This is a genomic window from Variovorax sp. VRV01 (assembly GCF_014852545.1).
In the GTDB taxonomy this organism is placed as follows: domain Bacteria; phylum Pseudomonadota; class Gammaproteobacteria; order Burkholderiales; family Burkholderiaceae_C; genus Variovorax; species Variovorax beijingensis_A.
Map to the genome: position 1 here is coordinate 158,294 of NZ_JACVBS010000002.1, position 17,357 is coordinate 175,650.

Annotated in this window: 17 protein-coding genes and 1 pseudogene; 12 read left to right on the forward strand and 6 right to left on the reverse strand. The window is 63.1% G+C overall.

The window, feature by feature from the left end:
• Positions 1–8: 8 nt before the first annotated feature.
• Positions 9–1,595: a PAS domain-containing sensor histidine kinase gene (locus tag IB278_RS04420; RefSeq protein ID WP_192322751.1), complete on the forward strand. Its 1,587-nt coding sequence runs from the start codon at positions 9–11 to the stop codon at positions 1,593–1,595.
• Here IB278_RS04420 and IB278_RS34045 read toward each other — a convergent pair.
• Entirely contained in the window at positions 1,579–1,863 is a 285-nt protein-coding gene (locus IB278_RS34045) for a DUF3606 domain-containing protein (protein WP_145743048.1), read from the reverse strand. The two genes, IB278_RS04420 and IB278_RS34045, sit on opposite strands and share 17 nt — an antisense overlap.
• Before the next feature lie 206 nt (positions 1,864–2,069).
• On the opposite strand from IB278_RS34045, the gene IB278_RS04430 reads away from it, so the two are divergent.
• The 5 genes from IB278_RS04430 (at position 2,070) to IB278_RS04450 (ending at position 7,637) form a co-directional block, all read left to right on the forward strand.
• Positions 2,070–3,194 carry a sensor histidine kinase gene (locus IB278_RS04430; RefSeq protein ID WP_192322752.1) on the forward strand — a complete coding sequence of 375 codons (1,125 nt, stop codon included), beginning with the start codon at positions 2,070–2,072 and terminating at the stop codon, positions 3,192–3,194.
• A 196-nt stretch (positions 3,195–3,390) separates the two neighbouring features.
• Positions 3,391–3,921 carry a spore coat U domain-containing protein gene (locus IB278_RS04435; protein WP_192322753.1) on the forward strand — a complete coding sequence of 177 codons (531 nt, stop codon included), beginning with the start codon at positions 3,391–3,393 and terminating at the stop codon, positions 3,919–3,921.
• A 20-nt stretch (positions 3,922–3,941) separates the two neighbouring features.
• Positions 3,942–4,739 (forward strand): molecular chaperone, encoded by a 798-nt coding sequence (locus tag IB278_RS04440; protein ID WP_192322754.1) that lies wholly within the window; start codon positions 3,942–3,944, stop codon positions 4,737–4,739.
• Between the two features lie 175 nt (positions 4,740–4,914).
• Positions 4,915–7,155, forward strand: coding sequence for a fimbria/pilus outer membrane usher protein (locus IB278_RS04445; protein ID WP_192322755.1), 2,241 nt, complete (start codon positions 4,915–4,917; stop codon positions 7,153–7,155).
• On the forward strand, positions 7,119–7,637 hold the full coding sequence (locus IB278_RS04450) for a spore coat U domain-containing protein (RefSeq protein WP_192322756.1): 519 nt from the start codon (positions 7,119–7,121) through the stop codon (positions 7,635–7,637). The genes IB278_RS04445 and IB278_RS04450 overlap by 37 nt, the downstream gene beginning before the upstream one ends.
• Positions 7,638–7,760: 123 nt before the next feature.
• On the opposite strand, the pseudogene IB278_RS33815 reads toward IB278_RS04450, so the two are convergent.
• The 3 genes and pseudogenes from IB278_RS33815 to IB278_RS04460 all read right to left on the reverse strand — a co-directional run.
• A pseudogene (locus IB278_RS33815) lies at positions 7,761–8,018 on the reverse strand (CopG family transcriptional regulator); the annotation flags it as partial.
• Entirely contained in the window at positions 8,015–8,176 is a 162-nt protein-coding gene (locus tag IB278_RS04455) for a hypothetical protein (protein ID WP_192322757.1), read from the reverse strand. The pseudogene IB278_RS33815 and the gene IB278_RS04455, both read right to left, overlap by 4 nt.
• Before the next feature lie 576 nt (positions 8,177–8,752).
• Positions 8,753–9,301, reverse strand: a complete 549-nt coding sequence (locus tag IB278_RS04460) for a helix-turn-helix domain-containing protein (protein WP_192322973.1) — start codon at positions 9,299–9,301, stop codon at positions 8,753–8,755.
• A gap of 294 nt (positions 9,302–9,595) precedes the next feature.
• Here IB278_RS04460 and IB278_RS04465 point away from each other — a divergent pair, with 294 nt between their 5' ends.
• The gene (locus IB278_RS04465) at positions 9,596–9,808 is read left to right on the forward strand and encodes a helix-turn-helix domain-containing protein (protein WP_145743035.1); all 213 of its coding nucleotides are present in this window, start codon (positions 9,596–9,598) and stop codon (positions 9,806–9,808) included.
• Positions 9,809–10,008: 200 nt separating this feature from the next.
• Here IB278_RS04465 and IB278_RS04470 read toward each other — a convergent pair whose 3' ends face one another.
• Positions 10,009–10,242: a hypothetical protein gene (locus IB278_RS04470; protein WP_192322758.1), complete on the reverse strand. Its 234-nt coding sequence runs from the start codon at positions 10,240–10,242 to the stop codon at positions 10,009–10,011.
• Positions 10,243–10,517: 275 nt separating this feature from the next.
• Entirely contained in the window at positions 10,518–10,928 is a 411-nt protein-coding gene (locus tag IB278_RS04475) for a hypothetical protein (RefSeq protein ID WP_192322759.1), read from the reverse strand.
• A 391-nt stretch (positions 10,929–11,319) separates the two neighbouring features.
• Between IB278_RS04475 and IB278_RS04480 the strand changes: the two genes are divergently transcribed.
• From IB278_RS04480 to IB278_RS04500, 5 genes are all read left to right on the forward strand, one after another.
• On the forward strand, positions 11,320–12,474 hold the full coding sequence (locus tag IB278_RS04480) for a hypothetical protein (RefSeq protein WP_192322760.1): 1,155 nt from the start codon (positions 11,320–11,322) through the stop codon (positions 12,472–12,474).
• On the forward strand, positions 12,474–14,729 hold the full coding sequence (locus IB278_RS04485; RefSeq protein WP_192322761.1) for a ThiF family adenylyltransferase: 2,256 nt from the start codon (positions 12,474–12,476) through the stop codon (positions 14,727–14,729). Before IB278_RS04480 ends, IB278_RS04485 begins: the two co-directional genes overlap by 1 nt.
• A 112-nt stretch (positions 14,730–14,841) precedes the next feature.
• A complete protein-coding gene (locus IB278_RS04490; RefSeq protein WP_225612716.1) occupies positions 14,842–15,693 on the forward strand; it encodes a ComEC/Rec2 family competence protein in 852 nt (283 codons plus the stop codon).
• 5 nt (positions 15,694–15,698) lie between these two features.
• Positions 15,699–16,394, forward strand: a complete 696-nt coding sequence (locus IB278_RS04495) for a hypothetical protein (RefSeq protein ID WP_192322763.1) — start codon at positions 15,699–15,701, stop codon at positions 16,392–16,394.
• A 54-nt stretch (positions 16,395–16,448) separates the two neighbouring features.
• Positions 16,449–17,252: an HNH endonuclease gene (locus IB278_RS04500; RefSeq protein ID WP_192322764.1), complete on the forward strand. Its 804-nt coding sequence runs from the start codon at positions 16,449–16,451 to the stop codon at positions 17,250–17,252.
• Positions 17,253–17,357 lie beyond the last annotated feature (105 nt).

The window sequence follows — 17,357 nt, forward strand, 5'->3', positions numbered from 1 at the left end:
GCATCGCCATGCAAAGCCCACCCGCCTCCCCCGCAAGCGCAACCCTCCTGGAGGACGCGGCACCGATCGTCGAGCAGCTGCCCGCCGGTATCTTTCGCAAGGACACCGAGGGGCGCTTCACCTTCGTCAATGCCCGGTTCTGTCAACTCAAGGGCATGCCTGCAGAACGGATTCTGGGCCGCACGCCCGCGGAGATCGCCTCCGAGGAGGCGGCTTCCTGCCAGCTGATCGAGTCGCCGGTGCTGGGGCCTGACGGAACGGTCATCGGCAGCCAGGGGCTCTTGCTCGAGGTGCCCGAGCGCAATCAAGAAGACGCCATGCTGGCCAACGAGCGTGAGCTGCTTCGCGCGCTGCTGGACAACTCTCCGGACCACATCTACTTCAAGGACGCGCAGTCCCGTTTCATCAAGACCAGCACGGCCCAGGCCCTGGAGTTCGGAATGTCCACGCCCGAAGGGCTGGTGGGAAAGTCGGACTTCGACGTCTTTTCCGAAGCGCACGCTCGCCCGGCGTTCGAGGACGAGCAGGAAATCATCCGCACGGGTTTGCCGATGATAGGCAAGGTCGAAAGAGAAACCTGGATCGACGGGCGGCCCGACACCTGGGCCTTGACCACAAAGATGCCTCTGCGAAACCGTGCGGGCCAGATTGTCGGAACCTTCGGCATCACCAAGAACATCTCCGACCTGAAGGAGGCCGAGCGCCAGATCGCCGAGGTGCACAAGCAGCTGGTCGAGGCCTCGCACCTGGCCGGCATGGCCAGGATCGCCACCAATGTGCTGCACAACGTCGGCAATGTGCTCAACAGCGTGAACGTGTCTGCGGCGCTCATTCTTTCGCGCGTTCGCGCCTCCAAGGTGGCGGGGCTTGCGCGGGCCGTCCAGCTGATGGAGGAGCACGCGGGCGACCTGGGTGCGTTCCTCGCTTCGGACCCCAAGGGCAAGGTGCTACCCGGCTATTTGCGCCAGCTGGCTTCCGCGCTGGTGGCGGAGCAGGAGGCCGCCATCAGGGAGCTGGCGGCACTGGGCAAGAACGTGGAACACATCAAGGAGATCATCGCCGCGCAGCAGGCCTACGCCGGAGCGTCCAGGCTCCTGGAAAAAGTGCAGATCCGGGAGCTGGTGGACGATGCCTTGCGCATCAACGCAGTGGCGCTGGCGCGGCGCCGGATGGTGGTGGAAAAGGAGATTGCGCCTGTGCCCGAGTTGCTGCTGGACCAGGGACGGCTACTGCAGATCCTGGTGAACCTGATCAGCAACGCCGAGCAGGCCATGGACGGCGTGACCGACCGCGAACCCAGGCTCATGTTGCGCGTGGAGCTGACGCCCGGCCAGCGGCTGCGCATCTGCGTCGAGGACAACGGCGTGGGCATTGCGACGCAGGTCCTGCCCCAGGTGTTCGTGCACGGGTTCACGACAAAAAAGACCGGCCATGGATTCGGCCTGCACAGCGCCGTGATTGCGGCGCATGAAATGGGCGGGACCCTCACGGCCCACAGCGACGGGCCGGGCACCGGCGCGGCATTCACGCTCGAGCTGCCGGTCGAAACAGAAGCCAGCCCACACCCGGCGGCACCTCTCAATACCGTCGGGTGAGGAATTCGCGCACCCTGTCCGCCCGATCGCCCACGACAGCGACCGCATTTCGCAGCTCCTGCTCGCTCACGCCGAGTGCGTGGGTCCAGTCTCTGATCTCGCAGGCTTCATCGAGATTGATGCGATGGGCGTGCTGGACGCTCGCGTGGGTCTTGCCGCCTGCCAAGTTGTCTTGTTCCTTGAGCCAATCTGCGGGATCGGGCTGCCAGCGCCGCTCCTCGGCGGACAGCTCCTGAATCAACTTCAACCGGGGAATTGACCGCTCCATGCAGGCAATTGGCGCATGTTGCTGGCAGCCTCCTTGTAGGAAGGTGGGATGCTTGGTGACGACCGCGCACCTACAAAGACAAGGCACCGGCCCCATGAAGTTTTCTCGACGTCGCGGACCCAGGAGGCATATAGTGGCCTTCGAGCCTTCGAAGCACGAGCTGCTGGCGTGCCCCGCTGCTTCGTGCCCTGACCAAGGAGGTCTTCATGCACCGCTTCCTTTTCCACAATCGGGACGAACTGATTGCGAGGTGCAAGGCGAAAGTTGCACAACGCCCCCTTCGGGCGGCGACCGACAAGCAACTGGCCCATGGCGTGCCCATGTTCCTGGACCAGCTCACGAGAACGCTCGCCGCGGAAGACGACGACGAATTGGATTTGAGCATCGCCATCTCGGGCCCCTCGGGGGGCGATGCGCTCGCCCTGTCGGAAATCGGCGTGAGCGCCACCGCGCACGGCAAGGAACTGCTCAATCTCGGCTATACCGTGGATCAGGTCGTTCATGACTACGGCGATCTCTGCCAGGCGATCACGGACCTCGCCTTCGAGCGGGACGCGCCCTTTGCCGTGGTCGAGTTCCGCACGCTGAACCGCTGCCTGGACAACGCCATCGCGGACGCCGTCACCGAATTCAGCGCTCAACGCGACGCACAGATGTCGGTGCAGCAGCTCGCAGGCGAAAAGCAACGGCTGGGATTTTTGGTTCATGAACTGCGCAACTCGCTCGGAACGGCCACCCTTGCGGTGCGGGCGCTCGAACTGGGCAACATGGCCATCAGCGGCGCCACAGGCGCGGTCCTGAAGCGAAGCCTTTCCACGCTGGGACTGTTGATCAGCAGGGCTACGGCCGAAGTGAGGGGCGAAGGGGCAGATCAACGCCAGCTCTTCTCGGTGGCATCCTTCATTGCGGACGTCGACCTTGTCGCCCGGCTCGATGTGGCGCGCAAAGGCGCCGTGTTCGAGGTGCGAGCCGTCGACCCCTCGCTGGCAATCCTGGCGAATCGGGATCTGCTGCATGCGGCGCTGGCCAACCTGCTGCAGAACGCCTTCAAGTACACCCAGGAGAACTCCATGGTGACCCTGAGCGCTTACGCCTCGGGCGAACAGGTCCTCATCGATGTCGAAGACCATTGCGGAGGCCTGCCGCCAGGCGGAGCCGCAAAGATGTTCATCCCTTTCAGGCCCAACAATGACATCAGGGCCGGTCTGGGGCTCGGGCTCTCGATCGCTCGCCAAAGCATTGAAGCGGACAACGGAACATTGACGGTCCGGGACGTTCCAGGCTCAGGCTGCGTCTTCACCATCAGCCTGCCACTTCACTCTCTTGAGTAGGACGAGTGAGAGGGCAACAGGGGAAATCGGAAGCTCTGCTTTCCCCAGCACGACGACTGCGCCATCGATTTGCGCTGCGTCAATGAAAACCAATTGCCTATTTATTCTCGGCCATGGCGGCACGACATGGCTTTATCCCTCAGACTGGGTGCAACGGCGGCGTTCTGACCGAGCACGTTCAATGAAGGAAACTTCGATGAAACAGAAACCCTCGCTTCCCCTCCGCACGCTGGGGTCCGCGACGCTCGCCTTGTTGGCTGTACTGCCCCTGCAGCCCGCGCAAGCCGCCGCGGCGACCGCCACATTCCAGGTGACGGCCACAGTGCTGAAGGCCTGCCTTGTCTCGACGCCCGCCACGCTGGCCTTTGGCAGCTACGCCCCGTCGACCGGTACTGTGGCCACCGGCACCACGGCGTTCAATGTCACCTGCACTTTCGGCACGACGTACTCGGTGGGCCTGAATCCCGGCGCCAGCTCGGGTGCGACGGTGACCACGCGCAAGATGACGAGCCCGTCAGCTCCCGCGGGCAACGAAACGCTGTCGTACGCTCTTTTCAAGGAAAGCGCGATGACCACCAACTGGGACAACAGCACGACCGGCACGGGCTACACAGCCACCGGCCTGCCGCAGCCGTACACCATCTACGGTGCGATCCCCATCGGCCAATACACCGCCTCCCCTCAGGTGGACTATGCCGACACCATCACGCTCACGTTGACCTATTGAGGTCGACGACATCGCGCCGAATGGCTCCACTGCTCCCGCGCATAGCGGCTTTGCTGGCCTGGGCGCTGGCGGCCCTGGGAGCAGCGTCCGGTGCAGTCCAGGCAGCGAGCCTCTATGTCGCACCGGTGCGCGTGGTGCTGACACCATCGCGTCCCGTTGCGTCCCTCACGCTGGGCAGCGGCGAAGAAGAGGCCGAAGTCGCGGTCCAGGCGGAGGTGATGGCCTGGTCGCAGGAGAACGGGCAGGACATCTATCAGCCCACGCGCGAGGTGCTGGTCAACCCCTCGATCTTTCGCCTGTCCCCCGGCGCGCAGCAGATCGTGCGGCTCGGCCTGCAGGTTCCGGCGGCCGACACCGAGCGCAGCTACCGCATCTTCTTCCAGCAGCTGCCGCGTGACCAGGCGCTCCCGCGGGACGGAAAGGGCGGCGCGCAATTGCAGACGCTGCTGCGTCTTGCCGTGCCGATCTTCGTACCGTCCGCAGGCGCATCGCGCCAGGACGCGCAATGGCGCCTGCAGCGTGCGTCCCCTTCCTCGGCCACACCCGGAGGTCATGGCCATGTCCTGACCATCGACAACCGCGGCACGGATCATTTGCAGCTGACGCAGATCCTGGTGCGGCGCGAAGGTGACAGCGAGTTGCTGCGAAAGAGCATGTCCCGCTACGTGCTGCCTGGCCAATCGGCCGACATCGCGTTGGACCTGCCGCCGCTGGCACCGGGTAGCCCCCTCCGGATCGATGCCACCAGCGATGCGCCCACTGAGTTGCCGATGGCCATCGTGCACATTCCCCGTGCCGACACCCCGTCCCGCCAGTGACGAGACCTCCGGGTTGCAACTGCTGCGTGTGTCTTGTCACCCCGCTCGGGGCAGGCTGAGCCTTCCTGTTCGCCCATCGGCCACACTCGGCCTCTGCGTGTTCTGCAGTTGCTTCGCTGTTCAGGCCGCCACTGCGCAGACCGTTGCCCCGAATCCCGCGGAAGATGCACAACCCGTGATCCTGGACGTGCGCATCAACGGCCAGCCGCAGGAGGCGATGCGCCCCATCCGCCGGCGTGGCGCGCAATTGCTGTTCGGGCGCGCGGACCTCGAGGCCTGGCACCTGGTCATACCGGCTGCGCCCGCCGCACGGATCGATGGCATCGACTATTACGACTTGCGCAGTGTCTCGGGCGTCAGGGTGATGCTGGACGAGGGCACCCAGACCGCGAACCTGCAAGTGCCGCCCGAGGCCTTCATTGCCGGCGCGACAGGGGCACGCACCACGCCGCGCGTGCCCCTGTCCGAGGCCGCCTTGGGTGCATTCCTCAACTATGACGTCGCGTTGCAGCACGACCGCAAGGGCACCCGCGCCTCGGGGTACTTTGATGCAGCGGTCTCGGGCGCATGGGGGGTCATGGCCAGCAACTTCGTGGCCGGCCAGTCTTCGCTCGGCGGCAGCCATGGAGCGACCCGGCTCGACACCTACTACCGGTACGACGACCCCGAGCGCCTGACCCGGCTGACCGTGGGCGACTCGATCACGCAAGGCGCCGCATGGTCCACGCCGTTTCGCTTCGGCGGCGTGCAGTTCGGCACCCGGTTCAGCCTGCAGCCGGGCTACATCAGCTATCCGACGCCGACACTCCGCGGCGGCTCGGCCGTTCCTTCGGCCGTGGAGGTGTACGTCAACGACACGCTGCGCTACCAGGACAAGGTGAATGCCGGCCCGTTTGCGATCAGCGATGTGCCGGTGCTGACGGGCGCAGGCGAGATGCGTTTTGCCGTGACCGATGCGCTCGGCGTGCGCCGCACGGTCACGACGCCGTACTACGTGAGCTCGAGCCTGCTGCGCCCGGGCCTCTCGGACTACTCGATCGCGCTCGGCTGGAATCGCCTGCGCTATGGAGAACGCAGCTTCGACTACGGACGCCCATTCGTATCCGGCAACTGGCGCAAGGGGCTGGATGACACGGCCACCGCCGAATTGCACGGCGAGGCCGATGCGCGCGGCCAGACCGCCGGTGGCGGCCTGCAGTGGGTGTGGGCCCCGATCGGCGAATTCGGCCTGCACGGCGCGGCCAGCCGCTCGTCGGATGGCAGGCACGGCACGCTGGCGCGCGCCTCTTTCACGCGCACGAGCAACGACTGGAACTTCTCCGCCAGCCGCCAGGTGGCGAGCCGGGACTTCACGCAGATCGGCTGGCAGGACAGCAAGGTGCACGTCAGCGGCCAAAGCCAGGTCTTTGCGGGACGCTCGCTGGGAAAGTTCGGAACGCTCGGTGCGAGCCATACGCTGCTGCGCTACAACTCGGGCGAGCGCGTCGGCGTGTTGACGGCCAGCTGGTCGTTCGCCGTCGCCGGCGATGCATTTCTGAGCACCTACGCAGCGCGCACCAGCCAGAATGCCACGCGCCCGGCCACGACCGTCGGCATGACGCTGATCGTGCCGCTGGGCGAACGCCGCAACCTCTCGGTCTCGACGCAGCGTGGCGAAGGACGCAACACGACCACCGCCGAAGTCAACCAGTCGCCGCCCAGCGATGCCGGCTACGGCTATCGGCTGCTGGTGTCGCGCGGCGAACTCCGGCGGACGGAAGCGAGCGTCGACTGGCTCGGCCGCTACGGCATCGTCACGAACGAAGCCGCAAGCCTCGGCGGCGAAACGGGTCTGCGGCTGCGCGCCAGCGGCGCAGTGGGCTATACGCAAGGGCTTGCGTTCGCAACCCGCCAGTCCGACGACGCCTTCGCGCTGGTCACCGTGCCGGGCGCGCCGGGCATCAAGGTCTACCGCGAGAACCAGCCCTGGACCACCACCGATGCAGAGGGACGGGCCATCGTGACCGGCTTGCGCGCCTATGAAGCGAACCGCATCGGCATCGACAGCACCGACCTTCCCATCGAGGCACAGGTACGCAGCGACACGCTCCAGATAGTGCCGCGCTACAAGGGCGTTGCGATCGCGGCCTTCGATGTTTCCCACGACACCCAGGTGCTCGCGACCGTCCGCCTGCCCGACGGGCAGCCGTTGCCGCCTGGCATCGACATCTGGAGCAGCACCCGCGCGGCATCGCTCATTTCCGGCTACGGGGGGGCGGTGTCCATCGAGCGGCCGCAGGCTGGCGAACAGTTCGAAGCGCGCTGGCGTGGCGGACAATGCCGCTTCACGTTGGGCCCCGTGCTCCCGAAGAGCATCCTCTCCGGCCTTGGACCCTACCCATGCGAACCGATCGCCACGTCCCCTTCGTCGCGCTGAAGCACGGCATCCGCAACATGGCGCTGGCGGCATCCGTGCTGGCGGCGGCCGGCACGGCGCAGGCCGGGACCGGGCAGAACTGCAATCTAGTTCTGTGCGTGACCATCATTGCAGGCGACCTTGCCTTCGGCAACTACGCGCCACTGAGCGCGCTGGTGACCGACAGCACATCGACGATCGCGATACAAGCGCGCCTGATCGCCGGGTTGCTGCCGACCGCGGTCAGCTACACCATCGGCCTGGGGCCGGGTGCGGGAACGATCGCCCAGCGCAAGATGACCTCGGGGGCCAACGGGCTGAACTACAACCTGTACACCGATGCTGCGCATGACACGGTCTGGGGCGCGAGCAGCATCTCGGGGAGCACGAGCCCCGTCACCGGCAACGCTTCGCACACCGTCTACGGGCGCATTCCGGCCAACCAGACCACGGTGGTGCCCGGCATCTACGCAGACACTATCGTCGTGACCGTCACCTTTTGAGCGGCCTGTTCTTGGCGTACGCCTCCGGACGCGATTCGCCCAGTTCGGGCACCGGGATCGAGACCGTGAGGAAGTAGGAAGTAGGAAGTAGGAAGTAGGAAGTAGGAAGTAGGAAGTAGGAAGTAGGAAGTAGCGGACATAGAGCGCCACCGTTTCGATCAGGATGTTCTGGTCGCGCTCCAGCCGGTTGAACTGGCGCGAGAGCCGGTCCAGGCGCTTGGCGAACGCTGCCTCGCGCTGGTCGCCGCCATCGGGCGACAGGAGCGACGCCAGCGCAGCAGCGATCACGGCGGATTTCGACACGCCCTTGTGCATCGCCAATCGGATCAGCCGCTTGGCGTGCTCCGGCGCGATGAAGATGTTGAGGCGAGCCCGGCTCACAGCGCGATTCCGTCGTCAGGGTCCGGCGCCGCGAGACGCGCCGCACGCGTGAGCTGACGGTCCACGTCGCGCGCCCGCAGCGGCACGTCGTCCTCGTCATCGAGCACCAGCAGCCCGTCGCCGTCGGGCAGTGCCAGCGCGTCCCGCACGGGGTCCATTCGGGCTTAAGTTGGCAGCCGCCCTCGTCGGCAAAGCCATCCGCATCGGCTGACGACAAAGACCCGGGAGCGACCAGCGGCGCCAGTCCGCTCCAGTCGCCGGCCCGTGCCGCAGGACGGTCGACGTGAAAGCCCGCAGCCAGCACCGGTGGTGCCAGTACGCGCCGTGTGAAGTTGCGGTTCTGGTAACAGCGCAGCTTCCTGGCCTTGATCGGTGGATGACCCAAGACCCTCACCCCCGCCTCGTCGGGCGGCAAGCCGAATGTGAAGTCCGCATCGAGTTCCTCGCGTTTCAGCGCGGCAGCAAATTCTGCGGCCCGCGTGTCGACCAGGTTCAGACGGACCCCTGCGGCGCGACCGTATGCCACTTCGCGAGGCGTTCCGACAACCTGGGTTGAGCGATGCCATCGGCCTTTTCCGGGCGGGACCGTCGAATACGTCGACTTGGCTGACTCCATCGCACCCCATGTGCGAAGCCAGACGAGATGACGTCGGCGGCGAAGCCTAGCAGTACATGCGCTGCATATGCCCTGTCACTTCCAACAGTTGACAGTTAGGAAAACAGGCTCGGTAGCCTTAACCCCGCAGCGTGAAGATGACCGACAGGTATGAGAGCGGCGCTTCAACGATCGCTTCCACACCATGAAGCACGCTGGACTCGAAAAGAAGTGAGTCGCCCTCGCCGACGTTCACGACCTTGCCGCCGTACCGGTACTGCGCGCGTCCCGAGATCACGTACAGGAACTTGATCCCGGGGTGCTGAAAACTACTGTAGGGCTCGGCCTGCGGCAGGAGCGTCACCAGATAGGGCTCCACGAACAAGTTCCCGGACAGCAGGTGCCCGAGCAACTCGTAGCGGTAGTCCTTTAGCGCGCCCATGCGATTGACCATGACGCCGCGACCGGCCGGCACAAATGACCAGTCCGTGCGACGTGCCTGGTCGCAGAAGAATCGCGAGAGCGGAACGTTCAAACCGACAGCGATGCGGTTGAGCGTCTCTACGGAAGGAGACACGAGACCACGCTCGACGCGGGAAAGCAGCGAACCGGAGACCCCGCAACTGTGGGCCAGTTCGTTGCCCGAGATCCCGGCGGCCATCCGAAGCGCTTTGATCTGACGCCCCAGTTGCGCTGTGGACTCGCTCCGCGGAGGATGGGGAGGACGGCCGCGCGGGCGCGACAGCGCGACCGGGACGCGCAGTTTCCCTGCCGTTGGGAAGGGGGAGGCAGGAGCCAGCTTCCTCATGATAGCCAACACACCCGGCGGGCAGGACGACGCGTCCGCGCATCCAGAGGGAGATTGGCGACTGTATACGGCATTGAGCGAGCCCTCGAATCGTCCAAAAGTGATGATTAGTCTACATGATATGTGACGATAAGTCCGTGGTCAATTGGTCTACAAAGAAGCCCAATCGCGGCCGTGATTTCACTGTCCGTTCGATTCGGGAAACGTCTGCGGGAACTCCGCAAAGAACGCGGCCTTTCGCAAGAAGACTTCGCAGCGCGTTGCGGGCTCGACCGTACCTACGTCAGTGGCATGGAGCGCGGCGTGCGAAACCCCTCCCTAGCGGTGATCGATACGCTGGCAGTCGCCTTGGGAATCCGCCTCGAGGAGTTGTTCAAAGGACTGTAGCGTCAATGGTGCCGCCGTCTTCCAATGAGCGCACAGCCATTCTTGATTTACCTCATCCACTTTTGGGCCATGACCAAGCAAGGGCTCCAGCACGATCTAGGTTGCGCCACAAATGAACGATCGCGAAAACTATCGGCTGAATCGAGTTGGAGGCAGCCAACTTCAGATCGAAAGTCCGCGCTGCAGGGCCACCCCCCAAGTCACCGACGAGCCTGCATCATCGCGGAGACCTGCTGCCCTGGGTTGGGCGATGCCGTCTGCAACGCCAATGCGAAGCGGCGCACGTCGAAGTACGGAAACAGGTCTTTTTCCAGATTGCGTTTCTCGCGTGTCGCGTAGTGACCGCTCCAGCGCGCGTGGTGCTTGTCGAACCATTCGAGAGCCGTCTCTCGAAAGGTATCGCCGCTGTTCACGGGCGCCTTGAGCTTGACCACCTGGCGCGCCTGTATGGGATTGATCCCGGAAGCCTTCTTGGCCCTGGCGGCGTCACGCGCCTTGCGCGCCGCCGCAAGGCTCGCGTGTTAGCGCCGATGTAAAACCAACCCACTGCTGGAGTGAACCCCTGCGGCTGGACCACGGGGAGTCACCGGATTTCAGTGTATGCCCCCGGATCCGATTCGCGCAGTTCCCAATGAAAAAGGGCGTCCGGTGGATGAAACCGGACGCCCTTGGACGTTTTGTTGGTGTGAAAACGATCTAAAGATGGCTGTCAGGCCGCATGAATGCTCGCATCAGTCAGTTCGAAAGAGATTTCGTACCCCCTTTTGTACCCCCTGCGAGGAATGTTGCGCATACGCGTCATTGCGATCCCATCTGTCCAGCCTAGGCGACAAGGTTGGTCAAGTTGACTCGGCTGCTTCATCTGCTCGCCGTCGTTTCTTCGGCTCTTGAGAGCGCTGATGCACTGTTGATACAGATACGGAGCCATCGTTTCCTGGCAGCCGAGTGATCCAGGAAAAGCCTGCCTGGAGGCGGCGGCAGCATCTGACTGGCATTGCGAGAAATCCCCCTTGGCGATGGCGTTCCACTGTGCTTTTGGGAGGTTGCGGGCCTCCAGTTCCTCATTGGCCCATTCGGCATGTGCGACCTCGAAAACGAGGAGCGCAAGTGCAGCTGCCATGAGTTTTCGAGCTTCTGTTCGCATTGTTTTGGTCCCGCTTCAGAAAGTCCGCCAATGGCCTATTTCGGCGATGCGTCGCATTCTGCCGCGCCCTTGACCAACGCGCGCGTGGCGAACGGCCTGGCGTCGCCGTCACGGGGGCTGCTGAGAACGAACAGCGCCGTTACGCAAGAGCTCTAGAAGTCAAGGGGCGTGCAGTTCCAATCTGGATGAAAAGAAGTCCTAAACCCGCTAAGAACAATAGATAGCTGTGACTTCATACAGTATCATTAGCGTACCCACTAGATGTAGTGTGTTGACCCCTTGGCAAACGCTGCATATAGTGCATTAGCACTCTAGGCGGCTGAGTGCCAAATTCCCCATTGGCCGCCACTCTTAGACTGGGTCAATCGTGGCAGATAAACATCAACTCATTTTCTATCCCGTCGGAAACGGCGACACCACCCAAATCGTCTTGTCCGGCGGGCGCCGTGTCCTGTTCGATTTCTGCCACCGCGAGAAGGCCGAAGACCCGAGCACGCCCGAGATTGATCTCAAATCGACGCTGAAGTCCGATCTCAAGAAGGCTGAGCGCGACTATTTCGACGTGGTGGCCTTCACCCATGCGGACCTGGACCACATTCAAGGCAGCACCGAGTTCTTCGAGTTGCAGCACGCCAAAAAGTACCACGGCGAAGGTCGAATCAAGATTCGCGAACTCTGGGTGCCCGCGGCGATGCTGTTGGAGCAGGCCGACAACGAACACCAGATGGAGGAGTTCGTCCTACTCCGGCAAGAGGCAAGGTATCGGCTGCTCGAAGGCAAGGACATCCTGGTGTTCTCGAAGCCCCAAGCACTTGCCGATTGGCTCGAACCCCTCTTGAAAGAACGCGGCGAAGCGGCCTCGGCTCGCGATCACCTGTTCATCGACGCGGGCGAGATAGTGCCTGGCTTCTCGCTCGAGGCTGACAAGGTGGAATTCTTCTGCCACTCGCCCTTCATCAAGCACTGCGACGAAGGCGACATCATCCGCAACGATGCTTCGCTGGTCTTCAACGTGCGCTTTCGTGCCGATGGTGCTCACTACGACTACCTCGAAGTCGGCGATGCCACCTGGGAGAGCATGGAGGACATCGTCAAGACGACGCAGTACCACAAGAACGAGGACAGGCTGGCATGGGATCTCTACAACATCCCCCACCACTGCAGCTACCTCGCGCTGAGCGATGAAAAGGGCGAGAAGGAAACCGAACCCAAGCCGCTGATCAAAGAACTTCTGCGCATGGGCAAGCCGGACGCATACATCGTTAGCTGCAGCAAGCCAGTCCCGGACGCGAGGGACTCGTACACCCAGACTCAGCCCCCGCACATCCAGGCCCGCAAAGCCTATGAGCGGTACCTAAAGGAAGTTGGTGGCCGCAAATTCCTCGTCACAATGGAAGAGCCGAACGCCAACAAGCCAGAACCCATCACGTTCGAAATCACGAGCGGCGGCGTCAGTTGGATTCGCTCCGCGTCTATCGGAGCGCCGGCCGTCATCCTGTCTTCGCCCCCGCGAGCAGGTTGATGACCGGCGAGTATCACGAGCTAGCCAACGTCGTCGAGATCGCGGATGCGGCGGCTCTGACGATTCCGCGAGCCCGGCTGCTTCACGATGCTATCGTGAGACAGCGTGATTTCACGATTGTGCAGCTCTTGCAGTACAGCAAGGACGAAACACCGAAGCTCGAGTGCATCATCCTCGATGTCGAGTGCGACGGCGTTCCTCCGAAGAACAGTGTCGGCATCCACTATCGAGAACGTCTGGCGCTGTGCGTGTCGGACGATCCCAAGTTGCTCGTCGAGGTGCTAGCGCTGCGCAAGGACTTTCCGGTCCTGATGCACCAGAACCAGGGCGCCCCGGACGCTCCCGCCAGCCTCTGCCTGTACTTCGAGCCTGCAGCGGCCGTGATGCGCACCTGGACGCCGCAGAGTTTTCTGCGCCGAATTCAATGGTGGCTCGAAAAAAGTGCGCGGCGTGAACTGCATCCGGCAGACCAACCGGTCGAGCACCTGTTCTTCGCGACCAAATACGAGTTGGTCCTGCCGTGGAATCTGCCGGCACTGCGCAAGAGTGCCGAGCACCGCTTTGTCATCGAGCGAGGGCCCGAGCGTCCCGGCGGAGGGTTCACATGTTTCCTGGAAGCCGTCCCAAGGGATGCCGCCGTCAAGTCCGGCACGACAGCTCCGATCGAGCTGGTGCTGCCGCCGATAGTGCATGGGCTTGTAGAACGCGATCCCGCGACCTTCGGGCAATTGGCCGACCTTCTCTCCAGGCGTGGCATCGAACTGCTGCCCAGGTTACAGGCAACTCTCCAGGCGCGCGTGGGCGACAAAGGCGCCGCGGTATCAGGCGACGACAAATCCACGATCATCTTGCTTCACATCCCCCTGTGTCGCGCCGAAGGCGAAGAACCAGTGGGCATGACGCATCGCGCGTTTGTACTGCTGACGGGCGGACTGGAGTTCGGTGTTGCCATCGGCGCATTGTTCTTCCATGAAAAAAGGTACTTCAGCGCAGCCGGACTGATGGATACGCAGCCGACCACCGAGTGGCGTGCGCAGCCGCTGCTGCCGATGGCCGTGTTACATGGAAATGATGCTGTCGCGGCGCGGAGGCAGTCGGGCATCACCGACGAAGGCCCCGTCGGCGTACTGGTCGGTGCGGGCTCGCTCGGCAGCGCGATGCTCAACCTGTGGGGACGTTCCGGCTGGGGGCGCTGGAGCGTCATCGACAAGGACCACATCAAGCCGCACAACCTGTCGCGGCACACGGCCTATTCGATGCACATCGGGCGCCCCAAGGCGTCCGTCGTAGCGGACTTGCACGCGGCGGCCATGAACGGGGCCACCGAGGTCACCCCGCTGGATGTGGATGCCAGCGATTTCAGCGCGGGGGCAGTCGCCGATGCACTCTCAAGTGCGAAGTTGGTGGTCGATGCCTCGACGACCCTGGAATACCCTCGGGGCGTCAGCGCGGTCGACCGCTTCGCTAGGCACATTTCGGCCTTCGTCACGCCCAGCGGCAACGCCGCGGTGCTGCTCGCGGAGGACTCCCAACGGCTCATACGGCTGCGCACCCTCGAAGCACAGTACTACCGCGCCTTGATCCAAGAGGGCTGGGGAGCCAATCACCTCGCGGGCAATGCCGGCTCGTTCTGGAGCGGCGCGAGTTGCCGGGACATCTCCATGGTCCTGCCCTACTCACGGATCATGGGGCAGGCCAGCACTCTGGCCGAGCAGATTCCCGCTGCCGCTGAGCAAGACGGCGCGATGATCCGTGTCTGGCAGCGTGATCCTGTTCGCGGCGCGGTGGAGGTCCACGATGTGGCCGTGGCGACCGAACGGCGCATGGAGCTTGGCGAGTTCGCTCTGTTCATTGACTCGGGTGTCGAGCAGCAGCTTCGGGACATGCGCACGAAGGGCTTTCCGAATGAAACCGGCGGCGTGCTACTCGGCTACTACGACTTCAACATTGGCGCCGTCGTCGTGGTCGCGGGCTTGCCGCCTCCGCCGGACAGCAAGTCCAGTCCCAGCTCCTTCGAACGCGGCGTCGCAGGCTTGGCGGAGGCAGTTGCCGAGGCCTCCCGTCGTACCGCTGGCGTCGTCAGCTACATCGGTGAATGGCACAGCCATCCGCCGGGACATTCCGCCTCGCCCAGCCGGGACGACCTTGTGCAGCTCGTTCACCTAGCCCTGGGCATGGCCGACGATGGCCTCCCCGCCGTTCAGCTGATCGTCGGGGAACAAGATTTGCAAATCTTGCAGGGCGCGATCAAATGATGCGCGGCACGCAGACGTTCGCCAGCTTGGCAAAGCTGGGAGGCTGTGCTTGGGCTGATTTCAGGAATTCCCTGCCTCCTGCGCGAGATGGAGGTACGGCATGCCAGGGCAAATGATCCTGCGGATCTGGGATGTGCAGCACGGCGCGTGTGCCATGCTCACCCATGAGTCCGACAACGGCGTGCAGGGCCGGCTCGCAATGATCGATTCCGGCGACAACGGTTTGACGGGCTGGAAGCCCAGCACCTACATCAGGAATTACCTGCAGCGCAGCGTGCTGGACTATCTGTTCATCACGAATGCCGACATGGACCACATGAGCGATCTGGACAATCTGTGGAGCGAAGGCGTCAGCGTCTCCTCGTTCTACCGGAATCGCTCTGTTTCACCGGGAGCTCTGAGGATCATCAAGGAAGCAGGTGGTGAGCTAACCGATGACATCGAACGGTATCTCAGCCTTCATTCCGACTATATCCACCCTATTGACGCCCCCTTCGATCAGCACATGGGCGGCATCACTGCGACCACCTTCCACAACCCCTACCCTCTCTTCCATGACACGAACAACCTGAGCTTGGTCGTGTTCTTCAAGTTCGGGCCGTTCAAAATCCTGTTTCCTGGCGACCTTGAAGAAGATGGATGGCTCGCGATGCTCGATCAGCAGGCGTTTCGCGAAGAGTTAGCCGACACGGCGGTGTTGGTCGCCTCCCACCACGGACGCACGAGCGGCTATTGCGCTCGGATCTTCGACTACTTCACGCCGCAAGTGGTGGTGGTCTCCGACAAATCGATCGTCCACTCTACCCAGAAGCCACACTACCAGTACGCTGCGTCGGACCTTGGCGTGTTGGTGTCCAACACCAACCGACGCCGGCGCTGCTTGACGACACGCAAGGACGGATCGATCCTGTTCGAGGTCCGCGATGATGGCCGTTACAAGATCACCACGGAGTACGACGGATGAGGGACATGAAGGATTACAGCAGCAAGACCCTCAAAGGTCGCAACCTCGCGTGGCTGGTCGCCACGCTCGTCCTGGACGTCCTCGTGCTGCTTGTCATCGCGTTCCACACCGCTATCGACGAACTGACGCCGACGAAGGTCGCCATCATTCGTGCCAGCCTGACGACATTACTGCCTATCCCGGCGCTGATCCTCTCCTCACTCATTTCTTCGGATCACAAGGCCATCCTGGTGTTCTGGCGTCTGCAGCATCCGCTGCCGGGTGCTCGAGCCTTCTCGGTGCATGCGCCTGCCGACCCACGCATTGACCTGGAGAAATTGAAGAAAAACGTGGGCGAGTTTCCGAGCGCGCAAAGAGAGCAAAACTCGAAGTGGTACGGCTTATACAAGCAGGTAGACTCCGACTCATCGGTGGTCGACAGCCACAAGAATTACCTGCTGTTCCGCGACATCGCCGCGATGTCGCTCCTGCTCGTACCGGCGCTACCGCTGGTCATGCATCTCAACGGTGTCGACTCGACTCGCATATCGGTATCCGCCGTATGGTTCCTCGGACAGTATTTGATCACTGCCTTTGCAGCGAGAACCACAGGCATTCGGTTCGTACAGAACGTCTTAGCTGTGCATGCCAGTCGAAAAGTGGTCGGCTCAAGGCCTACAACTCGCAAGGCCGCATCGACACAAGCACCAGCGGAGAATTGACGCGCATCTCTGTCTCCTCTGGGCAACCAGCCACGCATCCAAGGACCGGCTCGCGTGGTCTGGCAAGACTACGGCCTGACGGCGACGCTGAACTCGAGCCCGGAAAAGCACATTCAACATTCGGGATGGCAAATGTCGAAGAAGTACAGAGGGAAGACATGCGTCTACTGCGCTGCAGTGGGCGCTTCGGAGACTGCGGACCATGTCGTGTGCAGGGAGTTCTTCCCCCTGTCGGCGCGCGACAACCTCCCGAAAGTCCCTTCCTGCCAGATGTGCAACGGCGAGAAGTCGTACCTGGAGCATTACCTCACCGCGGTGATGCCCTTCGGTGGTGCGCAAGCAGGCGCGCAAGAGATGCTCGAGGAACAGATCTCCAGGAGGCTGGAGCGAAACGAGAAGCTGCGTGCAGAGCTTTCCGCGGGTTTCAGCTACAGGTTCGTCTCGAAGGACGGTGGCCCGTGGCAGCGGCAGTTGGCGATCTCCTTCGACGGCGACAGGCTCAATCGGCTCTTCGGGTACATCCTGCGAGGCCTCGCCTTCCATCACTGGGGACTGGTCTTCAACAAGGAGCATGCAGTCAGCGCCAGCTTCGTGGGCGAGGTCGCCCGGCCGCTCATCGAGGAAAGCCTCGCGCAGGACGGCGTGCGGATCACGGGGCGTCTCGGCGACGGAGTGTTCGTTTACGAAGGGCTGCAAGCACAAGGTGACCCTTATTTGACGATCTGGCGCATGTCGCTCTACGGCTCCGAAGTCTTGGCGCAGCGGCCGAGCGGTCGCATGACATGGGCCTACGGCCTGACGGCGCCCAGATCTTCGCTGGCGGCCGCGGAGTTCGTGCAGATGCTCCAAAACTCTTGAACTTCCGTCGGCGACACGGCAGCCGCCCGTCGACTCCAAGACGAATTTTCAACACGCACGAGACAAGGCCCATGACGATCGAGGCGTATCGACAGTACCGCCGAA

What these genes read in the sequence shown, in the direction of transcription:
- IB278_RS04440 (WP_192322754.1), top strand. Translation starts at nt 3,942, where the DNA reads ATGGCTCCACTGCTCCCGCGCATAGCGGCTTTGCTGGCCTGGGCGCTG.
- IB278_RS04485 (WP_192322761.1), top strand. Translation starts at nt 12,474, where the DNA reads ATGACCGGCGAGTATCACGAGCTAGCCAACGTCGTCGAGATCGCGGAT.
- IB278_RS04430 (WP_192322752.1), top strand. Translation starts at nt 2,070, where the DNA reads ATGCACCGCTTCCTTTTCCACAATCGGGACGAACTGATTGCGAGGTGC.
- IB278_RS04450 (WP_192322756.1), top strand. Translation starts at nt 7,119, where the DNA reads ATGCGAACCGATCGCCACGTCCCCTTCGTCGCGCTGAAGCACGGCATC.
- IB278_RS04495 (WP_192322763.1), top strand. Translation starts at nt 15,699, where the DNA reads ATGAAGGATTACAGCAGCAAGACCCTCAAAGGTCGCAACCTCGCGTGG.
- IB278_RS04490 (WP_225612716.1), top strand. Translation starts at nt 14,842, where the DNA reads ATGATCCTGCGGATCTGGGATGTGCAGCACGGCGCGTGTGCCATGCTC.
- IB278_RS34045 (WP_145743048.1), bottom strand. Translation starts at nt 1,863, where the DNA reads ATGGAGCGGTCAATTCCCCGGTTGAAGTTGATTCAGGAGCTGTCCGCC.
- IB278_RS04420 (WP_192322751.1), top strand. Translation starts at nt 9, where the DNA reads ATGCAAAGCCCACCCGCCTCCCCCGCAAGCGCAACCCTCCTGGAGGAC.
- IB278_RS04475 (WP_192322759.1), bottom strand. Translation starts at nt 10,928, where the DNA reads ATGGCAGCTGCACTTGCGCTCCTCGTTTTCGAGGTCGCACATGCCGAA.
- IB278_RS04455 (WP_192322757.1), bottom strand. Translation starts at nt 8,176, where the DNA reads ATGGACCCCGTGCGGGACGCGCTGGCACTGCCCGACGGCGACGGGCTG.
- IB278_RS04435 (WP_192322753.1), top strand. Translation starts at nt 3,391, where the DNA reads ATGAAACAGAAACCCTCGCTTCCCCTCCGCACGCTGGGGTCCGCGACG.